Annotated in this window: 17 protein-coding genes; 11 read left to right on the plus strand and 6 right to left on the minus strand. The window is 45.0% G+C overall.

The features are described 5' to 3' along the window. Positions 1 to 6 precede the first annotated feature (6 nt). Genes RH86_RS02390 through RH86_RS02400 form a run of 3 tightly spaced genes read right to left on the minus strand, consistent with a single transcriptional unit; the run spans position 7 to position 2,388 of the window. Positions 7 to 648 (minus strand): YdcF family protein, encoded by a 642-nt coding sequence (locus tag RH86_RS02390; RefSeq protein WP_009384771.1) that lies wholly within the window; start codon positions 646 to 648, stop codon positions 7 to 9. Between the two features lie 11 nt (positions 649 to 659). After that, entirely contained in the window at positions 660 to 1,481 is an 822-nt protein-coding gene (locus RH86_RS02395; protein ID WP_009384772.1) for an NAD-dependent epimerase/dehydratase family protein, read from the minus strand. Positions 1,482 to 1,494: 13 nt separating this feature from the next. Continuing rightward, positions 1,495 to 2,388 carry a LysR family transcriptional regulator gene (locus RH86_RS02400; protein ID WP_009384774.1) on the minus strand — a complete coding sequence of 298 codons (894 nt, stop codon included), beginning with the start codon at positions 2,386 to 2,388 and terminating at the stop codon, positions 1,495 to 1,497. 88 nt (positions 2,389 to 2,476) lie between these two features. Here RH86_RS02400 and RH86_RS02405 point away from each other — a divergent pair, with 88 nt between their 5' ends. Further along, positions 2,477 to 2,905: a PACE efflux transporter gene (locus RH86_RS02405; protein WP_009384776.1), complete on the plus strand. Its 429-nt coding sequence runs from the start codon at positions 2,477 to 2,479 to the stop codon at positions 2,903 to 2,905. 81 nt (positions 2,906 to 2,986) lie between these two features. Here RH86_RS02405 and RH86_RS02410 read toward each other — a convergent pair whose 3' ends face one another. Next, positions 2,987 to 3,226, minus strand: a complete 240-nt coding sequence (locus RH86_RS02410; protein WP_009384778.1) for a TIGR02647 family protein — start codon at positions 3,224 to 3,226, stop codon at positions 2,987 to 2,989. Between the two features lie 445 nt (positions 3,227 to 3,671). Between RH86_RS02410 and focA the strand changes: the two genes are divergently transcribed. Then, positions 3,672 to 4,523, plus strand: a complete 852-nt coding sequence (focA, locus tag RH86_RS02415) for a formate transporter FocA (RefSeq protein WP_009384781.1) — start codon at positions 3,672 to 3,674, stop codon at positions 4,521 to 4,523. A gap of 169 nt (positions 4,524 to 4,692) precedes the next feature. Here focA and RH86_RS20515 read toward each other — a convergent pair whose 3' ends face one another. Together RH86_RS20515 and RH86_RS02420 are read right to left on the minus strand one after the other, a co-directional pair. Next, positions 4,693 to 4,869: a hypothetical protein gene (locus RH86_RS20515; protein ID WP_009384783.1), complete on the minus strand. Its 177-nt coding sequence runs from the start codon at positions 4,867 to 4,869 to the stop codon at positions 4,693 to 4,695. 191 nt (positions 4,870 to 5,060) lie between these two features. Beyond that, positions 5,061 to 5,852 carry an ABC transporter permease gene (locus tag RH86_RS02420; RefSeq protein ID WP_009384785.1) on the minus strand — a complete coding sequence of 264 codons (792 nt, stop codon included), beginning with the start codon at positions 5,850 to 5,852 and terminating at the stop codon, positions 5,061 to 5,063. 437 nt (positions 5,853 to 6,289) lie between these two features. Here RH86_RS02420 and torE point away from each other — a divergent pair, with 437 nt between their 5' ends. The 9 genes from torE to cydB all read left to right on the plus strand — a co-directional run bounded on the left by torE (position 6,290) and on the right by cydB (position 17,772). Next, positions 6,290 to 6,469, plus strand: a complete 180-nt coding sequence (gene torE, locus RH86_RS02425) for a trimethylamine N-oxide reductase system protein TorE (protein WP_005600075.1) — start codon at positions 6,290 to 6,292, stop codon at positions 6,467 to 6,469. Between the two features lie 50 nt (positions 6,470 to 6,519). Further along, positions 6,520 to 7,704, plus strand: a complete 1,185-nt coding sequence (gene torC, locus RH86_RS02430) for a pentaheme c-type cytochrome TorC (RefSeq protein ID WP_009384786.1) — start codon at positions 6,520 to 6,522, stop codon at positions 7,702 to 7,704. Positions 7,705 to 7,728: 24 nt separating this feature from the next. Then, positions 7,729 to 10,191, plus strand: a complete 2,463-nt coding sequence (gene torA / locus RH86_RS02435) for a trimethylamine-N-oxide reductase TorA (protein ID WP_005600071.1) — start codon at positions 7,729 to 7,731, stop codon at positions 10,189 to 10,191. Between the two features lie 256 nt (positions 10,192 to 10,447). Next, positions 10,448 to 12,187: a glycoside hydrolase family 36 protein gene (locus RH86_RS02440; protein WP_009384787.1), complete on the plus strand. Its 1,740-nt coding sequence runs from the start codon at positions 10,448 to 10,450 to the stop codon at positions 12,185 to 12,187. A gap of 65 nt (positions 12,188 to 12,252) precedes the next feature. Further along, the gene (ruvC, locus tag RH86_RS02445) at positions 12,253 to 12,774 is read left to right on the plus strand and encodes a crossover junction endodeoxyribonuclease RuvC (RefSeq protein WP_005598584.1); all 522 of its coding nucleotides are present in this window, start codon (positions 12,253 to 12,255) and stop codon (positions 12,772 to 12,774) included. Between the two features lie 98 nt (positions 12,775 to 12,872). Next, positions 12,873 to 13,490, plus strand: coding sequence for a Holliday junction branch migration protein RuvA (ruvA, locus tag RH86_RS02450; protein ID WP_009384788.1), 618 nt, complete (start codon positions 12,873 to 12,875; stop codon positions 13,488 to 13,490). 12 nt (positions 13,491 to 13,502) lie between these two features. Next, positions 13,503 to 14,507 carry a Holliday junction branch migration DNA helicase RuvB gene (ruvB, locus tag RH86_RS02455; RefSeq protein WP_009384789.1) on the plus strand — a complete coding sequence of 335 codons (1,005 nt, stop codon included), beginning with the start codon at positions 13,503 to 13,505 and terminating at the stop codon, positions 14,505 to 14,507. Positions 14,508 to 15,037: 530 nt separating this feature from the next. Beyond that, entirely contained in the window at positions 15,038 to 16,624 is a 1,587-nt protein-coding gene (cydA, locus tag RH86_RS02460) for a cytochrome ubiquinol oxidase subunit I (RefSeq protein ID WP_005598580.1), read from the plus strand. A gap of 11 nt (positions 16,625 to 16,635) precedes the next feature. Further along, positions 16,636 to 17,772 (plus strand): cytochrome d ubiquinol oxidase subunit II, encoded by a 1,137-nt coding sequence (gene cydB, locus RH86_RS02465; protein ID WP_009384790.1) that lies wholly within the window; start codon positions 16,636 to 16,638, stop codon positions 17,770 to 17,772. Positions 17,773 to 17,778 lie beyond the last annotated feature (6 nt).

The following is a 17,778-nucleotide window of genomic DNA, read 5'->3' on the forward strand; positions in this document are numbered from 1 at the left end:
TAGAGATTATAACGCCAACGACTGACGAATAGCCTGATAAGCGTCATCGACCTCTGCGGGGACGGGTTGCTCTATTTGAAAACCTTTAGCTGGATAGCTCTTAATTCGCTCAAAGTCGCCCATCATGGCTTCGAGCACGGTAAATAAATCAATCTCTTCAGTAAAGTAGTCGCTAAAACTATGCTTGGTCGAGGTTACCGTGACATGCTCAACTGGCAAGGGCCATTGTTTGAGGAACGTTGCATAGGCTCGTCGTTCCATATAAGGCTTTTGTACCAAGATGAAACGGGTAAAATTCAGCTTTAATTCTTGTAGACGCTGAGCGCTGAACAACACATTTTCACCGCTATTGGTTGAGTGCTTTTCAATGATAATGTCTTCTGCAGGCACGCCAAGATCTTGGGCGATGGCGGCAAAGGTTTCGGCTTCACTTTGGGTAAAAACGCCCTCGGTTAAGCGACCAAAACCACCGGAAAAGAGAATTTTTCCGGCCAAGCCTTGTCGATAAATCTGCGCGGCGAGCTCGGCAACCCTTGGGTCATTGCTGCCTAAGACAAAGATACAATCGGCAGGCGTGAGATCGTGGTCGAGTTGCATATATTGCCACAGAGTATCAATGTGGCGGAACAGCGGGATGTTAGTGCTCACTATACCTTTCCTTACAATAGCTCTAGAGTATGTTGGAAGTGAAAACGATAACCAAGCTGACAGATCTTGTCTGCGCTCACCAGCTTGTCTTCATTATGCACGATGGGAGGAAGCGCTTCATCACGACCGGCACGTTGCAGCGCCGTTTGATAAAACTCAGCCTTGTTGGTGGTGTTAGGGGTGGTGGCATTGACCACATCGGCGGAAAGATTTAAGGCAGCAAAACTTACCGCGCCAACCGCGTCAATTTGATGCAGCATGTTGGCGGGCGCGCGATCGCTAACTTGGCGCAGCTTACTTGCAAAGTTGGCCGGATTTCGGTTGGGACCCAGTAAGCCACTACAACGGACAATCGCGTACTCTAAGCCACTATCGATGAGTGTTTGTTCCGCTTCCAGCATGATTTTGGCATTGTCGGAAAATGCTTCGTTGTGTGCAGCTAATTCGATCGTGGCTTGTTCTTCATGCATGATGCCAGCGCAATCAGGGTAGACCGTTGTTGAGCTTACCATGACTACTTTCTGCACCTTTAGTTGTAGCGCGATGCTAACCAGTTTATGCCAATATTCTGCATATTCACGGCCTTTTCCTCGACGAAATCCAGGAGGGAAACAGCCAATCAATATATCAAGTTGCAGCGGTTTCAAGATCTGAAGATTATTTTGCAGATCATCTTCCAAATTGAGTTTTATGCTATCAAAGCCTAGTTCAGTTAATGCCTTACAGCCTTGTGACGTTGTCTTGCTGACGGTAACGACATGGCCTAAATTTGCTAAAAACTGCGCAAGAGGCTGACCAAGCCATCCTCCACCAATGATCCCTATCTGTTTCATCATTCACCTCCGTTTAGCTTTGTTTTTCTGCGTTGAGCAACATTCGCAATTGATGGCGCATAAAGCTGTGCGCGGGGCAATGGCTAACCGCTTGATGTTGGATCACATCGATATTGGCATGCCATGATAAATTTTCGAATTGAGAACGTAATTGAATCAATTTACCGCTTTCCAATGCAGGCAGTGCGATGTGCTTTGGCAACATCCCCCAGCCAAAACCACTACTGATCAGTTCAAGTAAAATATAGTGGCTATCAGCGAACCAGACTTCTGGGCTGTGTGCATGTTGAAAGCTGCTCATTTCGCTCGATTTAGACCGTATCACGATTTGTCGGTGCAATCTAAGCATATCAAGGTGTGGCACAGTCTCCTGAGCCAAAGCGTGATGGCTTGCCACATACACATCAAACTCGACACTGCCAAGCCCCTCAAAGTCGATATTATCGTCCAGTGACACCTCATTAAACATAATCCCCATCGTGGCACGCTGTTGTTTGACAAGGGCAATAATATCGATGCTTGAAGCGGTCAAACACTCAAACCTTAATGTAGGGTAGCGTTCGCATACGGCAGTGAGCGCAGCTGACAGCTGTGTCATTGGAATACCTTCATCAAGTGCTAAGGTAATGTCTTGAAAATCAGTATGCTCTAGTTGTTGGGCGCAGTTCAGCAAGCGCTGATGTTGAATCAGAGAGGCTTTGGCGTAGGGCAGCAGACGTTGCCCATGTAAGGTGAGTTTGGGATAACGTGAGCTGCGATCGAAAAGTTCAAAGCCGCAATCTATCTCAATATTCATCACATGCTGGCTGATGGCGGATTGTACCTTATGGAGCTTTCGAGCCGCGGCAGAAAAAGATCCTTGTTCCACTGTGGTCACAAACGCTTCGAGTTGCTCAATACTAAACATATCACTTTTACTGATGGTAACTAACTTTTTAATATCTTAATTGTAGATGAAAATGAGCGCCATCGGAAAATGAACAAAGAGTTATCTCATGCAAACTAAAGAAAGAATCTTCCATGCTGTGAGTTTTGAAATGATTGCACTGGCGATTATCATTCCAACCACCGCTTTGATTACGGGCAAGACAACAGGCGATTTGGCCATTGTTGGTGTTGGTTTAAGTCTGTTCACTGTGGTGTGGAACTACTTCTACAATATCTTGTTTGACCGCTGGTTTGGCAGTGAGCGAGCAAATCGCTCATTGGCACTACGAATTGGCCATACCTTTGGTTTTGAAGGAGGGTTAATTTTCTTATCGGTACCGACCATTGCATGGTTTTTACAAATTGGTCTAGGGGCGGCGTTATTACTAGAAGCTGGATTCTTAGTCTTCTTCTTTTTCTACGCGACGGGTTTTAACTGGTGCTATGATCGCCTGCAGCCATATCGTGCAATATTTGGTCACAAAGCTGCGCTGTAATACGGTAGAAGCCGTAAGTCAAGATGTGGCAATAAAGTACAGTGATTAAAAAAGAGCACCTTGGTGCTCTTTTTTTGCGGATTACTTTTGAGTGCTTAATACGCGCAAAATTCTGTCTGCGTTTTCGGCTACTTCGATACCTTCATCGGTCAAGTAACCACCGTCTGGTAGGGTGCAAAGTCCCTTGTCAAATAAACGTTTCACAGCTGACTGCATATCTTCTGATGCATCGCTATGAACTTTAATGCCAGTAGCTGAGCTACTAATGTCGAATTGCAGTAGCAAATTAAGTTCTGATAAATATTCTGGCAAGTATTTCATGGTTTGTTCCTTATAATTAGTACCAACACCCATATACCGTCACGAGGAGGTTTATTTCCAATTCGCGATCTTGTGTTACGGGGTACTCTAAAAGTACTGCTAATACGGCTTAGAAACAATGCTCTACGATAAGAATTGTTAGGCAGCCCAAAAAAGAAGATTTTTGCATAACAAATACTATTAATATGAAAAATTAGCCTATACAGGAAAAAATGCCAGAAAATAAATCGAACAATAAGGTAATAGTATGATTTTGTTCGGCTTATTGCGAATTCTATTAGATAAATTTACCAATTTTTATAGTATTGGTGACAGATTAAAATCTTGCTTTAAATCACATTTAAAACATTTTAAGTTAACTCAAAAATTAGTACTTGAATTTGTTTTTAATTAGGGGGATTATCCGCGGCCTCCAATCCCTGCATCAAATTGTTACGCTACGACTATGAATCTTAATCAATTTGACTCTTTATTGCCGCCACAAATGGCTGAGCGCGCTGCTGAAATTGGCCTAGGCAAAGCAACCAAAGATCCCGTAAAGTCTTTTTTACTCGCAATCTCTGCCGGTATTCATATTGGCATCGCCTTTATTTTTTATACAACGGTCACTACCGGAACATCGGAGATGGCTTGGGGTATGACGCGCCTCATAGGAGGTATTGCGTTTAGCCTTGGTCTGATTCTCGTTGTTGTAACGGGTGGTGAATTATTTACCAGTTCGGTATTGACTCTCGTTGCCCGTGCTAGCGGCAAGATTTCTTGGGGAATGTTGTTTAAGAACTGGTGCGTCGTCTACGTAGGTAACATGATTGGAGCGGTACTTCTGGTTGGCTGTATGCTGATGACCAAGCAGTACATGTTCGATCACGGCCAAGTTGGGTTAAACGCCATGGCGATCTCCCAACATAAATTACATCACGGCTTTTTGCCTGCAGTTGCACTGGGCATAATGTGTAATGTGCTGGTGTGTATTGCTGTCTGGATGACCTTCAGTGGGCGTACATTGACCGATAAGATCATGGTGATGATTCTGCCTGTCGCGATGTTTGTTTCTGCGGGTTTTGAGCACTGTATTGCGAATATGTTCCAAGTACCGATGGCAATTGGTATCAAGAATTTTGCGCCAGCGGAATTTTGGCAGATGACTGGTGCGAATATCGCCGACTATGCCGATCTGAATATGGTTGATTTTATCATCAACAACCTGATCCCCGTGACCTTGGGTAACATCATTGGTGGCGGCGTATTTGTTGGCATGTGGTACTGGTTGATTTATCTGCGTGATGATCAACATTGATATTGTTTCACCATCTTTTATTTGAAGGCTCGCATTGCGGGCCTTTTTATTTATCGCGACAACATCTATCAGTTACATCCATGGCTCATTCCCATCAGGATTCGCAAAGCGTTAGAAATTTGGGCAAGACAAATCCTTTAGAGATTGGAATGAATAGAGGTTAAACCGCTTAGATGATCAGAGAGTGATGTTGATTGGTATTAATATCCTCCCATTGGAAAAGAGGCACTTCCTTAGGTTTATCAATCAGCCAATTACGTTGGTCTTGTCGTTGGCTCTGGCAATCGTACATACGGTTACCATGGGTGGTATAACAACGTGACTGCACTGGTATTTCAAGTTGCATTAATTTTCCCTCACCTCAGATCTCTCTAATGGCAATTCTTGCCGACAGAGTGAAAGTGTAGTGGTGGTTTTTTACGCAACGATGACATGGATTGTAATGAAAATTCGCGATGTTAAATAACTGCCTACAGTGTTATCCACAGATTCTGTGGATAAGATCTTAAATTGCTGGTGGGTAAAGTGATTTGTAGGTTAATTGTTGTGCGGCTTGGCCAGTATGCGACCGTTGTTATTGATGCATATGCGTACCGCTAGCGATAAGGTTGCCGTAGTTGAAATCGATAACACAACAAAAATAGCCACCATGATCATTAGCTGGTATTTGATGGCGATCATTGGGCTTGCCCCGCCCAAAATTTGTCCTGTCATCATGCCGGGTAAAGTAACAATGCCCATGGTGCTCATACTTGCGAGAGAGGGCGCGAGAGACTTTTGAATCGCTTCACGAACAAAAGGTAAACTGGCAAATTTTGGTGACGCACCAAGCGCAATCGCGCCTTCGTATTCCGCTTTACGTTGTTCAAAGCTGGAGAATAGATTTTGGAGCGCGACAATGTTACCGCTGAGTGAGTTGCCTAGTAACATGCCTGCGAGGGGGATTAGGTATTGAGCATTGTAAACAGGTGTAGGGCGGATCACAGTCAAGCAGATCAAGGCCAATATAGGCAATAAACCGATCAATAGGCCCAATGCGGTAGGTAAAAGCAACATTTTTTTCGGTAGGTTTGTTTTACTAACAATGGCACTCGCACCAATCAAAAGCATCACTAATAGCCAAGCTAAATTGATGGTGAGACTGTTAATTTGAAATAGATATTCAAGGTATAGGCCAACTAAGAACAGTTGAACAAACATTCGACCTATACTGACAAACAGTTCTTTTTCGATGCATAACTGTAGCTGCCGACTGATCATTATCGGGATTAAAAGAGTAGATAAAAAGAGGGTAAGCGTTACCCAAGGGATGTCGACGACTGATGCCATAATACCTCTCCAAATGACGAGGTTAGTCTACCTTATTTGGTGATGTAAGGCGTACTTAAATACGATTAAAGTAATGATATCTTCAGGTTTTTTAATTATCCTTTCGTTAACGCAAATGCAACATTATGGGTAAATAATAGCCAAATTTGAGCTAAAATTGAGAATGCGGAGCGCTTGATATTGGCTAAAAATGTTATAAATTTCCGACATTAAACCCATTAATATTTTTACATAAGTTCATGCATATTTTCACATGAATCCTTAATTAAACACATATCTGTATCAGCTCAAAAAAGTATGCAATAACGCCGTTTCTAAAGGAGTAATTGATTGAACCCTACAAAGAATATGGTCTAGAATTTTCCTTAGAAACAGTAAAACAAATAGTCCCATTTTTAGGGCTAACCAAAAACACTAAATACACAATAGGCAAATGTATGAGTGATGTTAACAAAATTGAAAAAGGCGAGAAGCTTTCGTTGGAGTGGAAATCTTTCCTCTTCATCACAGTGATTCTCTTTCCAATTCTTAGTGTCGCATTCGTAGGCGGTTACGGATTTATCGTTTGGGCACTGCAAGTGTTCTTCTTTGGTCCTCCTGGCGTGCATGGCATGTAAGCCTTGGCTCACAACGACACTTCTATATAAGAATTTTAAGAGAGCAAATCATGAAGAGTATGATTATTAAACTGTGGCGCACCATGTCGCGTCCTGCGGTTCATATCAGCCTAGGTGTGCTGACAATGGGCGGCTTTATCGCTGGTGTTATCTTCTGGGGTGGCTTTAACACGGCACTAGAACATACCAATACAGAAAAATTCTGTATTAGCTGTCACACAATGCGTGACAACGTGTATGTAGAGCTTCAAGACACAGTGCACTGGAAAAACCACTCAGGTGTTCGTGCTACGTGTCCAGACTGTCACGTTCCACATAACTGGACAGATAAGATCGCACGTAAGATGCAAGCTTCTAAAGAAGTATTTGCACAAGTATTTGGCAACTACGACGAACCGGGTGTTTTCGAAGAGCGTCGTATCGAACTTGCTAAACACGAATGGGATCGTTTCTCTGCAAACAAATCTCTAGAGTGTAAAAACTGTCACAACTACGATTCAATGGATTTTGAGCAAATGTCTCCGACTGCTCGTATCCAAATGAAACAAGCGGCAGAAAAAGATCAAAGCTGTGTTGATTGCCATAAAGGTATCGCACACAACCTACCTGCGGGTATGGATAGCATCGGTGGTATCGTTGGTGATCTTGAAGGCTTGACTTCAAACACTAACTACGATGTAGGTCAAGAATTGGTAAGCGTTCGTCACCTTCCAATTTACTTCGATGATAAAGGTGAGAAAGAAGCAGGTCTTCTGAATCCAGCATCGATTGTAAAAGTGATTGCTGACAAAGGCGACTACGCTGAAGTTGAAATCGACGGCTGGCGCAAAGCGAAAGGCTTTGGTCGCGTAATCCAAGCTGATTTCGGTAAAAACATTGCAGTTGCGTCTCTACTTAAAGAAGCATCAACTGACAGCAACGTAGTAACCACTGGCGAGAAAAAAGTGGATGAACTAACCGGTCTTCCATGGGAAAAAGTGGCGGCAAAAGTATGGATTAAGAAAGAATCTATGCTGAACGACATCACTCCTGTATGGGAAAAATCGGCTGAAGCGTACAAAACAAACTGTTCAGTATGTCACACCCAACCAGCTGAAGCGCACTTCGATGCGAACACTTGGCCTGGTATGTTCGACGGTATGCTTGCGTTCGTTAACCTAGATACCGATAGTGAAGCATTGATCTTGAAGTACCTACAGATGCACTCTTCAGATTTTGCTGAAGGTCACCACTAATACGCGTCGGATGGAGTAATTTAAATGGCAATTACACGAAGAAGTTTTCTTAAGGGCGTAGCAACAACAAGTGCTGCGTCAGTAATCGGTCCTAGCCTGTTAGCATCAGCTTCAGCTAGTGCTGCTGAGACCACGGGTACTTGGAAAGTAACCGGTTCTCACTGGGGCGCGTTCCGCGCCCACATCTACGCGGGTAAAGTTCAAGAGATCAAACCAATTGAACTAGATAAAAACCCAACTGAGATGTTGAACGGTATTAAAGGCATTATCTACAGCCCATCACGTGTACGTTACCCAATGGTGCGTCTAGATTGGTTGAAGAAGCACAAATACAGCGCTGAAACTCGCGGTAACAACCGTTTTATCCGTGTAACTTGGGATGAAGCTTTAGACTTGTTCTACCGTGAACTAGAGCGCGTTCAAAAAGATTACGGTCCGTGGGCTCTGCACGCAGGTCAAACAGGTTGGAACCAAACAGGTTCATTCAACAACTGTACTGCGCACATGCAACGTGCGGTAGGTATGCATGGTAACTTCATCACCAAAGTAGGCGACTACTCAACGGGTGCTGGTCAAACCATCATGCCTTATGTACTAGGCTCGACTGAAGTTTATGCACAAGGTACTTCTTGGTCTGAAATTCTTGAGAACTCAGACAACATCGTACTTTGGGCAAACGATCCAGTGAAAAACCTACAAGTAGGTTGGAACTGTGAAACGCACGAGTCATTTGCATACCTTGCACAACTGAAAGAGAAAGTAGCCAAAGGTGAAATCAACGTTCTTTCAGTTGACCCAGTGAAGAACAAAACTCAGCGTTACCTAGAGAACGATCACCTGTACATCAACCCAATGACAGACGTAGCGTTCATGCTAGCAGTAGCTCATGTGCTTTATAATGAAAACCTATACGACAAAGAGTTCATCGCAACTTACTGTCTAGGTTTTGAAGACTTCATCGGTTACGTTCAAGGCGAAACCAAAGATAAAGTTGTTAAGACTCCTGAGTGGGCGGAAGAGATCTGTGGCGTTAAAGCTGACAAGATCCGCGAATTTGCTCGCATGCTAGTGAACGGTCGTACACAGATCCTGATGGGTTGGTGTATTCAACGTCAAGAGCACGGTGAGCAGCCATACTGGGCTGCAGCAGTTGTTGCAGCAATGGTTGGTCAAATCGGTCTACCTGGCGGCGGTATCTCTTACGGTCACCACTACTCAAGTATCGGTGTTCCATCAACTGGTTTTGCTGGCCCTGGAGGTTTCCCTCGTAACCTAGATACAGGTATGAAGCCAAAATGGGACAACAACGACTTTAACGGTTACAGCCGCACAATCCCTGTTGCGCGTTGGATCGACTGTCTACTTGAACCAGGTAAAGAGATCCGTTACAACGGCGGTAAAGTGAAGCTTCCAGACTTCAAGATGATGGTAATCTCGGGTTGTAACCCATGGCACCACCACCAAGACCGCAACCGTATGAAGAAAGCATTTATGAAGCTTCAAACGGTAGTAACGATTGAATTTGCGTGGACGGCGACGTGTCGTTTCTCTGATATCGTGCTTCCAGCATGTACTCAGTGGGAACGTAACGATATCGACGTATACGGTTCGTACTCAAACAAAGGTTTGGTTGCGATGCACCGTCTAGTGGATCCACTATTCCAATCTAAGACAGACTTCCAAATCATGAGTGAGCTAACTCAACGCTTTGGTCGTCGCGACGAGTACACTCGTGGCATGAGTGAGATGGAATGGATTCAAAGCCTATACAACGATTGTAAAGCAGCGAACGCTGGTAAGTTTGAAATGCCAGAATTTGCTGAGTTCTGGGAACAGAGCGTTCTAGATTTTGGTGTTGGTAAACCTTGGGTTCGTCACGCGGATTTCCGCCAAGATCCTGAGATCAACCCACTAGGTACGCCTTCAGGCTTTATCGAGATCACTTCTCGTAAGATCGGTCGTTACGGTTACGAACACTGTCAAGAGCACCCAATGTGGTTTGAAAAGACAGAACGTTCACACGGTGGCCCTGGTTCAGATAAACACCCGTACTGGCTGCAATCTTGTCACCCAGACAAGCGTTTGCACTCACAAATGTGTGAGTCTGATGAATTCCGTGCTACTTACACCGTTCAAGGTCGTGAGCCGGTTTACATCAACCCGCTAGATGCTAAAGCTAAAGGCATCAAAGACGGTGACTTGGTACGCGTATTTAACGACCGTGGTCAGCTAATGGCTGGTGCTGTACTAACAGACAGCTACCCACGTGGTGTAATTCGTATCGAAGAAGGTGCATGGTACGGTCCTCTAAGTGAGAAGATCGGTGCTATCGACACCTACGGCGATCCAAACACACTAACGCTAGATATCGGTTCTTCTGAGCTAGCTCAAGCAACGTCTGCAAACACTTGTATCGTTGATTTTGAGAAGTTCAAAGGCAAAGTACCACCAGTAACTTCATTCGGTGGCCCAATCGAAGTTAACTAATCATTAGTTAACCCGCGATAGCGAAACACAAAAACCAGCCTTCGGGCTGGTTTTTTTATGTCTGTCTAAAATGCATTCGCTCTATTAGGTGAAGTATCTAGTACCAAATGACCATAAACAGCAAAACGTGATTGGACTAACAGTCTTGATCTAAACCAACATAGATTTCATGGTTTGGCGGTGTTGTAATGCTGTTTATAAACAAGCTTGGCAAATACTGAGTTTTTCGTTGCAGTGATTGTAATAGGGAAGAAAGATGCAGAAGCGAATTACCATTGATGGAATGCTGGATCTGCATATCGCCAATAAGGATGTTCTGGCGACTTACGACAATCATGAGGTCCACTTTACTTACATTGGTCTTTCCAATGATCGTGTCAGTGAGCGGTATTTGCTGTTTTCTCTTGATTACCACATCGAACCGCAAGCCATTCTCTATGGTGACGGTTTTCAAATGCACAGCCAAGTTTGTGGTCGGTTAGAGGACTTACGTGATATTGGACTGGGCCAAGATAATAGTTCGACCTACCGTCTCTACCCTCGTTCAGAAGCGAAGCGATTCTATAATCATGTGATCGTCTCTGACTCACTTGGCTACACCTTGTTTGGTTTCACTTCTTGTCATCGTTTTTCGGGTTATTTTCAGTTTAGTGAGATGAACGGTATCCATAAGCTAAGTGCCTATCTTGATGGCGAAAACACGTATCCGCAAGATTGGAGCAGCAGTCAATTGGAATCAGTGTTGGTATTACAATCGGCCAACTTGCAGGATCTCTATGCTCAATATGCCGACCGCCTCGCGGTACAACATCCGCCACGCCGACAGAACAGCAGTGCAGCTCCAATTGGATGGAGCGGTCACCACGCTTATGATATGGCGGTTAACGATCGCCAACTTCAAGCGAATTTAAATGCTTTGCCCACCCTGTCGAATGCGGTTGAGTACGTCTTGATTGATGAGGGTTATCAAGCGGCGATCGGTGATTGGCTCACGCCGTCAGAGCTCGGTGGCATTGATGTCAAACAGCAGATTAAGCAGATCCGCGCTGCTGGTAAAAAGCCAGCAATTTGGCTCGCGCCTTTTATTGCTCAGCAGCAATCCGAGTTGTTTAAACATTACCCTGATTGGTTTGTGAAGAACGAAGCAGATCGCCCACTCAAAGCGGAAGAGATCACTCATGCTGGATGGCATTCAACGCCATGGTACATACTTGATATGACCAATCCTGATGTGCAAGAACACATTGGGAAAGTCGTGCGTTATATGCGGGTAGAGTGGGGAATTGAACTTTTCAAACTCGATGCTTGTTACTGGGGCGCAATCAAAGCTCAGCGTTCGCAAACTGGTTTGACTGGGGTTGAAGCTTATAGAATGGGGATGCAAGCCATCACTGATGCTGCTGATAGTGCCATTGTAATGGCTAATCATGCGCCGCTTTGGCCGTCATTAGGTATGGTTGATGTGATGGGGATTGGCGCTGAGGTAGTCCGTGATGAACGGCGCTTTGAACAACATGCCAAAGAGGTATTGCTGCGCAGTTGGCAGCATCGCCGTTTGTGGAAAGTTGATCCTGATAGCCTGGTGCTTATTTCACTACCGAACCAAGGTACTGAGCGTAAATATTACGATTTTCATCGCACAGTTCATCTCGCGTGTGCGGGCGTATTGATCTTGGGCGACCCGCTGGATGAGATGACCGCATTTGCTAAGCAAAGCATCGACAAATTAATTATTCGCCTGCAACACAACCAAGAGGCGGTCCGGTTTTCTACGCTAAACCTTCAACATGGTTCATTAGCCTTAACCGCGAACAACGATCTTCATTGTTTGTTCAATTACCAACAACCGGCACGAGAGGTTACCTTAGCGGCTGACCATCCTGTTGATTGGCATGACTTTTGGACCGGAGAAAAGCTCAATCAACAGCCCATCCAGGCATTCGAAATTACCCTCGAGTCAGGATTGTCAGCACGCGCCATACTTACCGTGGGTTAAACTCGCCAATCTGTGATGCCTGCTATACACTAGGCGCCAAAGTAAGGCATTGATTAGGTTTTAGTATGTCTATTATCTTGGGGATTGACCCAGGTTCACGCATTACCGGCTACGGTGTGATTCGGCAGCAGGGGCGTCATCTGCAATATTTGGGCAGTGGCTGTATCCGCACTTCGGAAAAAGAGTTGCCCGGCCGACTTAAACAAATTTACGCTGGCGTGACGGAAATCATTACTCAGTTTCAGCCGGATGTATTCGCGATTGAACAAGTGTTTATGGCGAAAAATGCCGATTCAGCGTTAAAGTTAGGACAAGCCCGCGGTAGCGCGATTGTGGCTGCCGTTAACGCGGATTTACCGGTGTATGAATACGCAGCAAGGCTAATTAAACAAGCCGTGACGGGCACCGGTGGCGCAGATAAACAACAAGTGCAACACATGGTGAAGCAGATGCTCAAATTGCCTGCATGCCCACAAGCGGATGCGGCGGATGCTTTGGGTGTCGCAATTTGTCATGCCAATACCAATAAAACCTTAGTCGCCTTAGCGGGCAAAGCAACCAGTGCCCGACGGGGTCGTTACCGTTAAGTGCATTTTTGAACCTTGCTCGATAGCCAGTTTTTACTGGCTATCCATCCAGTTATTTATTATTATCAAACCAAACTTTATTACACTAGGTACCTACCGTGATTGGACGTCTCCGCGGCATTCTGCTGGAAAAGCAACCTCCTGAACTCCTGATTGAAGTCAATGGCATTGGCTATGAAGTACAAATGCCAATGAGTTGTTTTTACGAGTTACCCAACATCGGTGAAGAAGCGATTATCTATACGCATTTTGTGGTGCGTGAGGATGCGCAGTTACTTTATGGTTTTAATACCGTGAAGGAGCGAGCGTTGTTCCGCGAAGTTATTAAAGCCAACGGCGTAGGGCCAAAGCTTGGTTTAGGCATTCTTTCAGGTATGACGGCCACTCAGTTTGTTGCCAGTGTCGAGCGTGAAGATATTTCAACCTTGGTTAAATTGCCGGGTGTCGGCAAGAAGACGGCAGAGCGCCTAGTGGTTGAAATGAAAGACCGCCTTAAAGGTTGGAGCGCGGGTGACTTGTTTACCCCATTTACCGACGCAGCACCGTTGGATAACAGTACCGGTTCGTCTCAAAGCAACGCAGAAGAAGAAGCAGTGAGTGCACTACTTTCATTAGGCTATAAACCAGTACAAGCATCTAAAGTGGTTTCTCAAGTGATGAAGCCAGGCATGACCAGTGAAGAGCTGATCAAAGATGCTCTAAAATCGATGGTGTAACGGGGATAATTCATGATTGAAGCAGACCGTTTAATTGCACCCGATAGCCCGATTTTTCGTGATGAAGACGTTATTGACCGTGCGATCCGTCCGAAAAAGTTGGAAGACTATCGTGGTCAAGATCATGTCCGTGACCAGATGGAGATCTTCATTCAAGCTGCAAGATTACGCAATGAGCCACTGGACCATTTGCTGATTTTTGGTCCTCCGGGTTTGGGCAAAACCACCTTGGCTAACATTGTTGCGAATGAAATGGGCGTAAATATTCGTACCACTTCTGGCCCTGTGTTAGAAAAAGCGGGTGATTTGGCGGCATTGTTGACTAACCTTGAAGAAAATGACGTGCTGTTCATCGACGAAATCCACCGCCTCAGCCCAATGGTTGAAGAGGTCCTTTATCCGGCGATGGAAGACTACCAGTTAGACATCATGATTGGTGAAGGCCCGGCCGCGCGCTCAATCAAAATTGATTTACCGCCTTTTACCTTAATTGGCGCCACTACGCGTGCTGGCTCACTGACCTCCCCATTACGTGACCGTTTTGGTATTACGCAGCGACTAGAGTATTACCAAGTACCGGATCTACAGCACATCGTTCAACGCAGCGCCGATTGCTTAGGCTTGTCGATGGAATCGGAAGGCGCACTTGAAGTTGCGCGCCGTGCTCGCGGCACACCGCGGATTGCCAACCGCTTACTACGTCGTGTACGAGACTATGCTGAAGTGAAAGGGGACGGTCATATTAGCCCTGACATCGCAGACAAAGCACTCAATATGCTCGACGTCGACGCACAAGGCTTTGACTACATGGATAGAAAGCTATTGTTGGCGATTATGGAAAAATTTGGTGGTGGCCCGGTAGGTTTGGACAATATGGCAGCTGCGATTGGTGAGGAAAAAGACACCATCGAAGATGTACTAGAGCCTTATCTTATTCAGCAAGGCTACCTCCAACGTACCCCGCGTGGACGAATTGCCACCGATCGCGCTTACTTACACTTCGGAATCGATAAGTAAACTTTGATTACCGATTTGATCGCATCCACTCAAGTGTTCGTAAAAAAATACAATAAATTGTGAATACTTGAGTGAGTTTGTTTTGGTTTTCTTTTCCAAAATTGCGCTTTGTGGCATAGGTCACATTTAGTAAATCTTACCTAATACTCTCTAAGTAGCTGAAAATGATGGGTTGTTAACGATTGATGTTGATCGTCTTTGGTTTAACTTCGCGTTTTTGCCATCTTCCACTTGTATAGTTGCTAAACTCTTGACTTAGATCAAATTGATGCATTTCTGTTCGAAAATGCAAATTTAATCTTGATGCAGATCAAAGCGAACCTTTGCTATAAACCTTTTGAAACATTGGTCTTTTCACAGTAATATTAGTGATAGCTATATTAGCTGATGCTTAACAATTAACTAACCATTGCGGTACATGTTTGTAACAACAGTGATGTTTTATAAACAACTCTCGAGTTTGTTCAACTATTGAGGTGCCAAAGCAATTAATGTAGAGCGTGTCTTTCAGCCGACACATAGGAGTTACCATGATTGACATAGTTGATCTATCGCGGTTGCAGTTTGCTTTAACTGCGATGTATCACTTCCTATTCGTACCACTGACCCTAGGTATGGCATTTCTGCTTGCCATCATGGAATCACTGTACGTAATGACCGATAAGCAAATCTATAAGGACATGACTAAGTTCTGGGGTAAGCTTTTTGGTATTAACTTCGCCCTTGGTGTGGCTACAGGCCTAACCATGGAATTCCAGTTTGGTACGAACTGGTCTTACTATTCCCACTATGTAGGTGACATCTTCGGTGCACCACTGGCCATTGAAGCCCTCGTTGCTTTCTTCTTAGAATCCACTTTTGTAGGTTTATTCTTCTTTGGTTGGGATCGACTGACAAAACGCCAGCACTTAGTGGTGACGTGGTTAGTTGCACTTGGTTCAAACTTCTCAGCACTTTGGATTTTAATTGCGAACGGCTGGATGCAAAACCCAGTTGGCGCAGAATTTAACTTCGAAACCATGCGTATGGAAATGGTGAGCTTTGCTGATGTGGTATTAAACCCAGTTGCTCAAGTTAAATTCGTTCACACGGTAGCTTCTGGCTACACATGTGGTGCAATGTTTGTTCTTGGTATCAGCTCTTACTACCTAATTAAAGGTCGTGATATCGCCTTTGCACGTCGCTCATTTGCGATTGCGGCTTCGTTCGGTATGGCTGCAATTCTTTCAACAATCGTACTGGGTGATGAATCTGGTTACGAGCTAGGCGAAGTTCAAAAAGTGAAACTCGCGGCGGTTGAAGCAGAATGGCATACAGAGCCAGCACCAGCAGCGTTCACGCTATTTGGTCTGCCAAATCAAGAAACGATGGAAACCGACTACGCGATTAAGATCCCATACGTAATGGGTATTATCGCTACGCGTTCTTTCGATGAGCAAGTGACGGGTCTGCACGATCTTCGTGATGATCACGTCGACCGTATCCGTACAGGTATGTACGCTTACGAATTGCTAGAAAAACTGCGCGCAGGTGATAAATCTGAAGCAAACATGGCCGCTTTCGATGAAGTGAAAGGTGACCTTGGTTACGGCTTACTGCTTAAGCGTTACACTGACAAAGTGACAGACGCAAGCGAAGAGCAAATTCAAGCGGCAGCGGACGATTCAATCCCTACTGTTTGGCCACTATTCTGGTCATTCCGTATCATGGTGGCATGTGGTTTCATCATGCTGTTCGTCTTTGGTGCTGCATTCCTACAAACTTGCCGTCAGAAGATTGAGCAAAAACCGTGGGTTCTTAAAGCTGCACTATTCAGTATTCCACTACCATGGATCGCAATTGAAGCGGGCTGGTTTGTCGCTGAATACGGTCGTCAACCATGGGCAGTAGGTGAGATTCTACCAGTTCACGTTGCCGCATCTGCTTTGACTGCCGCTGAGATATGGACTTCGCTATTCGCAATTCTAGCGCTTTACACAGTGTTCTTGATTGCTGAAGTTTACCTAATGGTTAAGTTCGCACGTAAAGGACCGAGCAGCCTGAAAACAGGCCGTTATCACTTCGAGCAAAACGCTGACTCTGTTGAAGACAAAGTTAGTCGCCAAGTAGAAGCGTAAGGAGAAAGAATATGTTTGATTACGAAATCTTGCGATTCATCTGGTGGGTACTGATCGGTGTGCTTCTGGTTGGTTTCGCGATTACGGATGGCTTCGATATGGGTGTGGGCGCGCTTGTACCTATTATCGGTAAGAACGACAGTGAACGTCGTGTGATGATCAACTCGATCGCACCACACTGGGATGGTAACCAAGTTTGGCTTATCACTGCCGGTGGTGCATTGTTCGCGGCATGGCCACTAGTGTACGCAACGTCGTTCTCTGGTTTCTACCTAGCGATGATCCTAACACTTGCAGCGCTTTGGCTACGTCCAATTGGCCTGGATTACCGTTCAAAAATTGAAGACAAAAAATGGCGTAGCACTTGGGATATCTGTATCTCAATCAGTGGCTTCGTTCCACCAATCATCTTCGGTGTTGCGTTTGGTAACTTACTGCAAGGTGTACCGTTTGAACTGAGTGATTTCATGATGCCGACGTATCATGGCAACTTCTTCGGTCTATTGAACGGATTTGCACTACTGTGTGGTTTTGTTAGCTTGTTCATGATTTTGATGCAAGGCGCAGCTTGGCTTCAAATTAAAACAACCGATGATGTTCATGTTCGTGCACGTAATGTAGCGCAAATCATGGGTCTTCTAACGGTTGCGACGTTTGTGACTGCAGGCTTCTTCATCCAAGATATGGAAGGCTACGTTATTAAATCTGTGATTGACACTGGTGCTGCATCGAATCCACTAACGAAAGAAGTGGTTCGTGAAGCGGGTGCATGGATGAATAACTTTGAGGCTTACCCAGCAATGTGGGCGGCTCCTATCCTAGGTGTTGCTATGCCATTGCTAGCTGTGGTTGCTTCTCGCTTTGAAAAAGGTGGTTTTGCGTTCCTATTCTCAAGTCTAGGTAACGCTGGCATCATCTTCACTGCGGGTCTATCAATGTTCCCATTCGTGATGCCATCAAGCCGCGTACCAAGCCATAGCTTGACAATGTGGGATGCGACTTCATCTGAACTGACTTTGAACCTAATGACTGGTGTTGCATTTGTAATGGTACCAATCATTCTTGGCTACACCACGTGGACGTACTACAAAATGTTCGGCCGCTTGGATAGCAAGTTCATTGAAGAAAACAAAAACTCACTTTACTAAGGAGCA

Origin of the sequence: Vibrio sp. N418, assembly GCF_000222565.1 — a bacterium.
Lineage (GTDB): Bacteria > Pseudomonadota > Gammaproteobacteria > Enterobacterales > Vibrionaceae > Vibrio > Vibrio scophthalmi.

What these genes read in the sequence shown, in the direction of transcription:
- RH86_RS02395 (WP_009384772.1), bottom strand. Translation starts at nt 1,481, where the DNA reads ATGAAACAGATAGGGATCATTGGTGGAGGATGGCTTGGTCAGCCTCTT.
- RH86_RS02400 (WP_009384774.1), bottom strand. Translation starts at nt 2,388, where the DNA reads ATGTTTAGTATTGAGCAACTCGAAGCGTTTGTGACCACAGTGGAACAA.
- RH86_RS02405 (WP_009384776.1), top strand. Translation starts at nt 2,477, where the DNA reads ATGCAAACTAAAGAAAGAATCTTCCATGCTGTGAGTTTTGAAATGATT.
- RH86_RS02410 (WP_009384778.1), bottom strand. Translation starts at nt 3,226, where the DNA reads ATGAAATACTTGCCAGAATATTTATCAGAACTTAATTTGCTACTGCAA.
- focA (WP_009384781.1), top strand. Translation starts at nt 3,672, where the DNA reads ATGAATCTTAATCAATTTGACTCTTTATTGCCGCCACAAATGGCTGAG.
- RH86_RS20515 (WP_009384783.1), bottom strand. Translation starts at nt 4,869, where the DNA reads ATGCAACTTGAAATACCAGTGCAGTCACGTTGTTATACCACCCATGGT.
- RH86_RS02420 (WP_009384785.1), bottom strand. Translation starts at nt 5,852, where the DNA reads ATGGCATCAGTCGTCGACATCCCTTGGGTAACGCTTACCCTCTTTTTA.
- torE (WP_005600075.1), top strand. Translation starts at nt 6,290, where the DNA reads ATGAGTGATGTTAACAAAATTGAAAAAGGCGAGAAGCTTTCGTTGGAG.
- torC (WP_009384786.1), top strand. Translation starts at nt 6,520, where the DNA reads ATGAAGAGTATGATTATTAAACTGTGGCGCACCATGTCGCGTCCTGCG.
- torA (WP_005600071.1), top strand. Translation starts at nt 7,729, where the DNA reads ATGGCAATTACACGAAGAAGTTTTCTTAAGGGCGTAGCAACAACAAGT.
- RH86_RS02440 (WP_009384787.1), top strand. Translation starts at nt 10,448, where the DNA reads ATGCAGAAGCGAATTACCATTGATGGAATGCTGGATCTGCATATCGCC.
- ruvC (WP_005598584.1), top strand. Translation starts at nt 12,253, where the DNA reads ATGTCTATTATCTTGGGGATTGACCCAGGTTCACGCATTACCGGCTAC.
- ruvB (WP_009384789.1), top strand. Translation starts at nt 13,503, where the DNA reads ATGATTGAAGCAGACCGTTTAATTGCACCCGATAGCCCGATTTTTCGT.
- cydA (WP_005598580.1), top strand. Translation starts at nt 15,038, where the DNA reads ATGATTGACATAGTTGATCTATCGCGGTTGCAGTTTGCTTTAACTGCG.
- cydB (WP_009384790.1), top strand. Translation starts at nt 16,636, where the DNA reads ATGTTTGATTACGAAATCTTGCGATTCATCTGGTGGGTACTGATCGGT.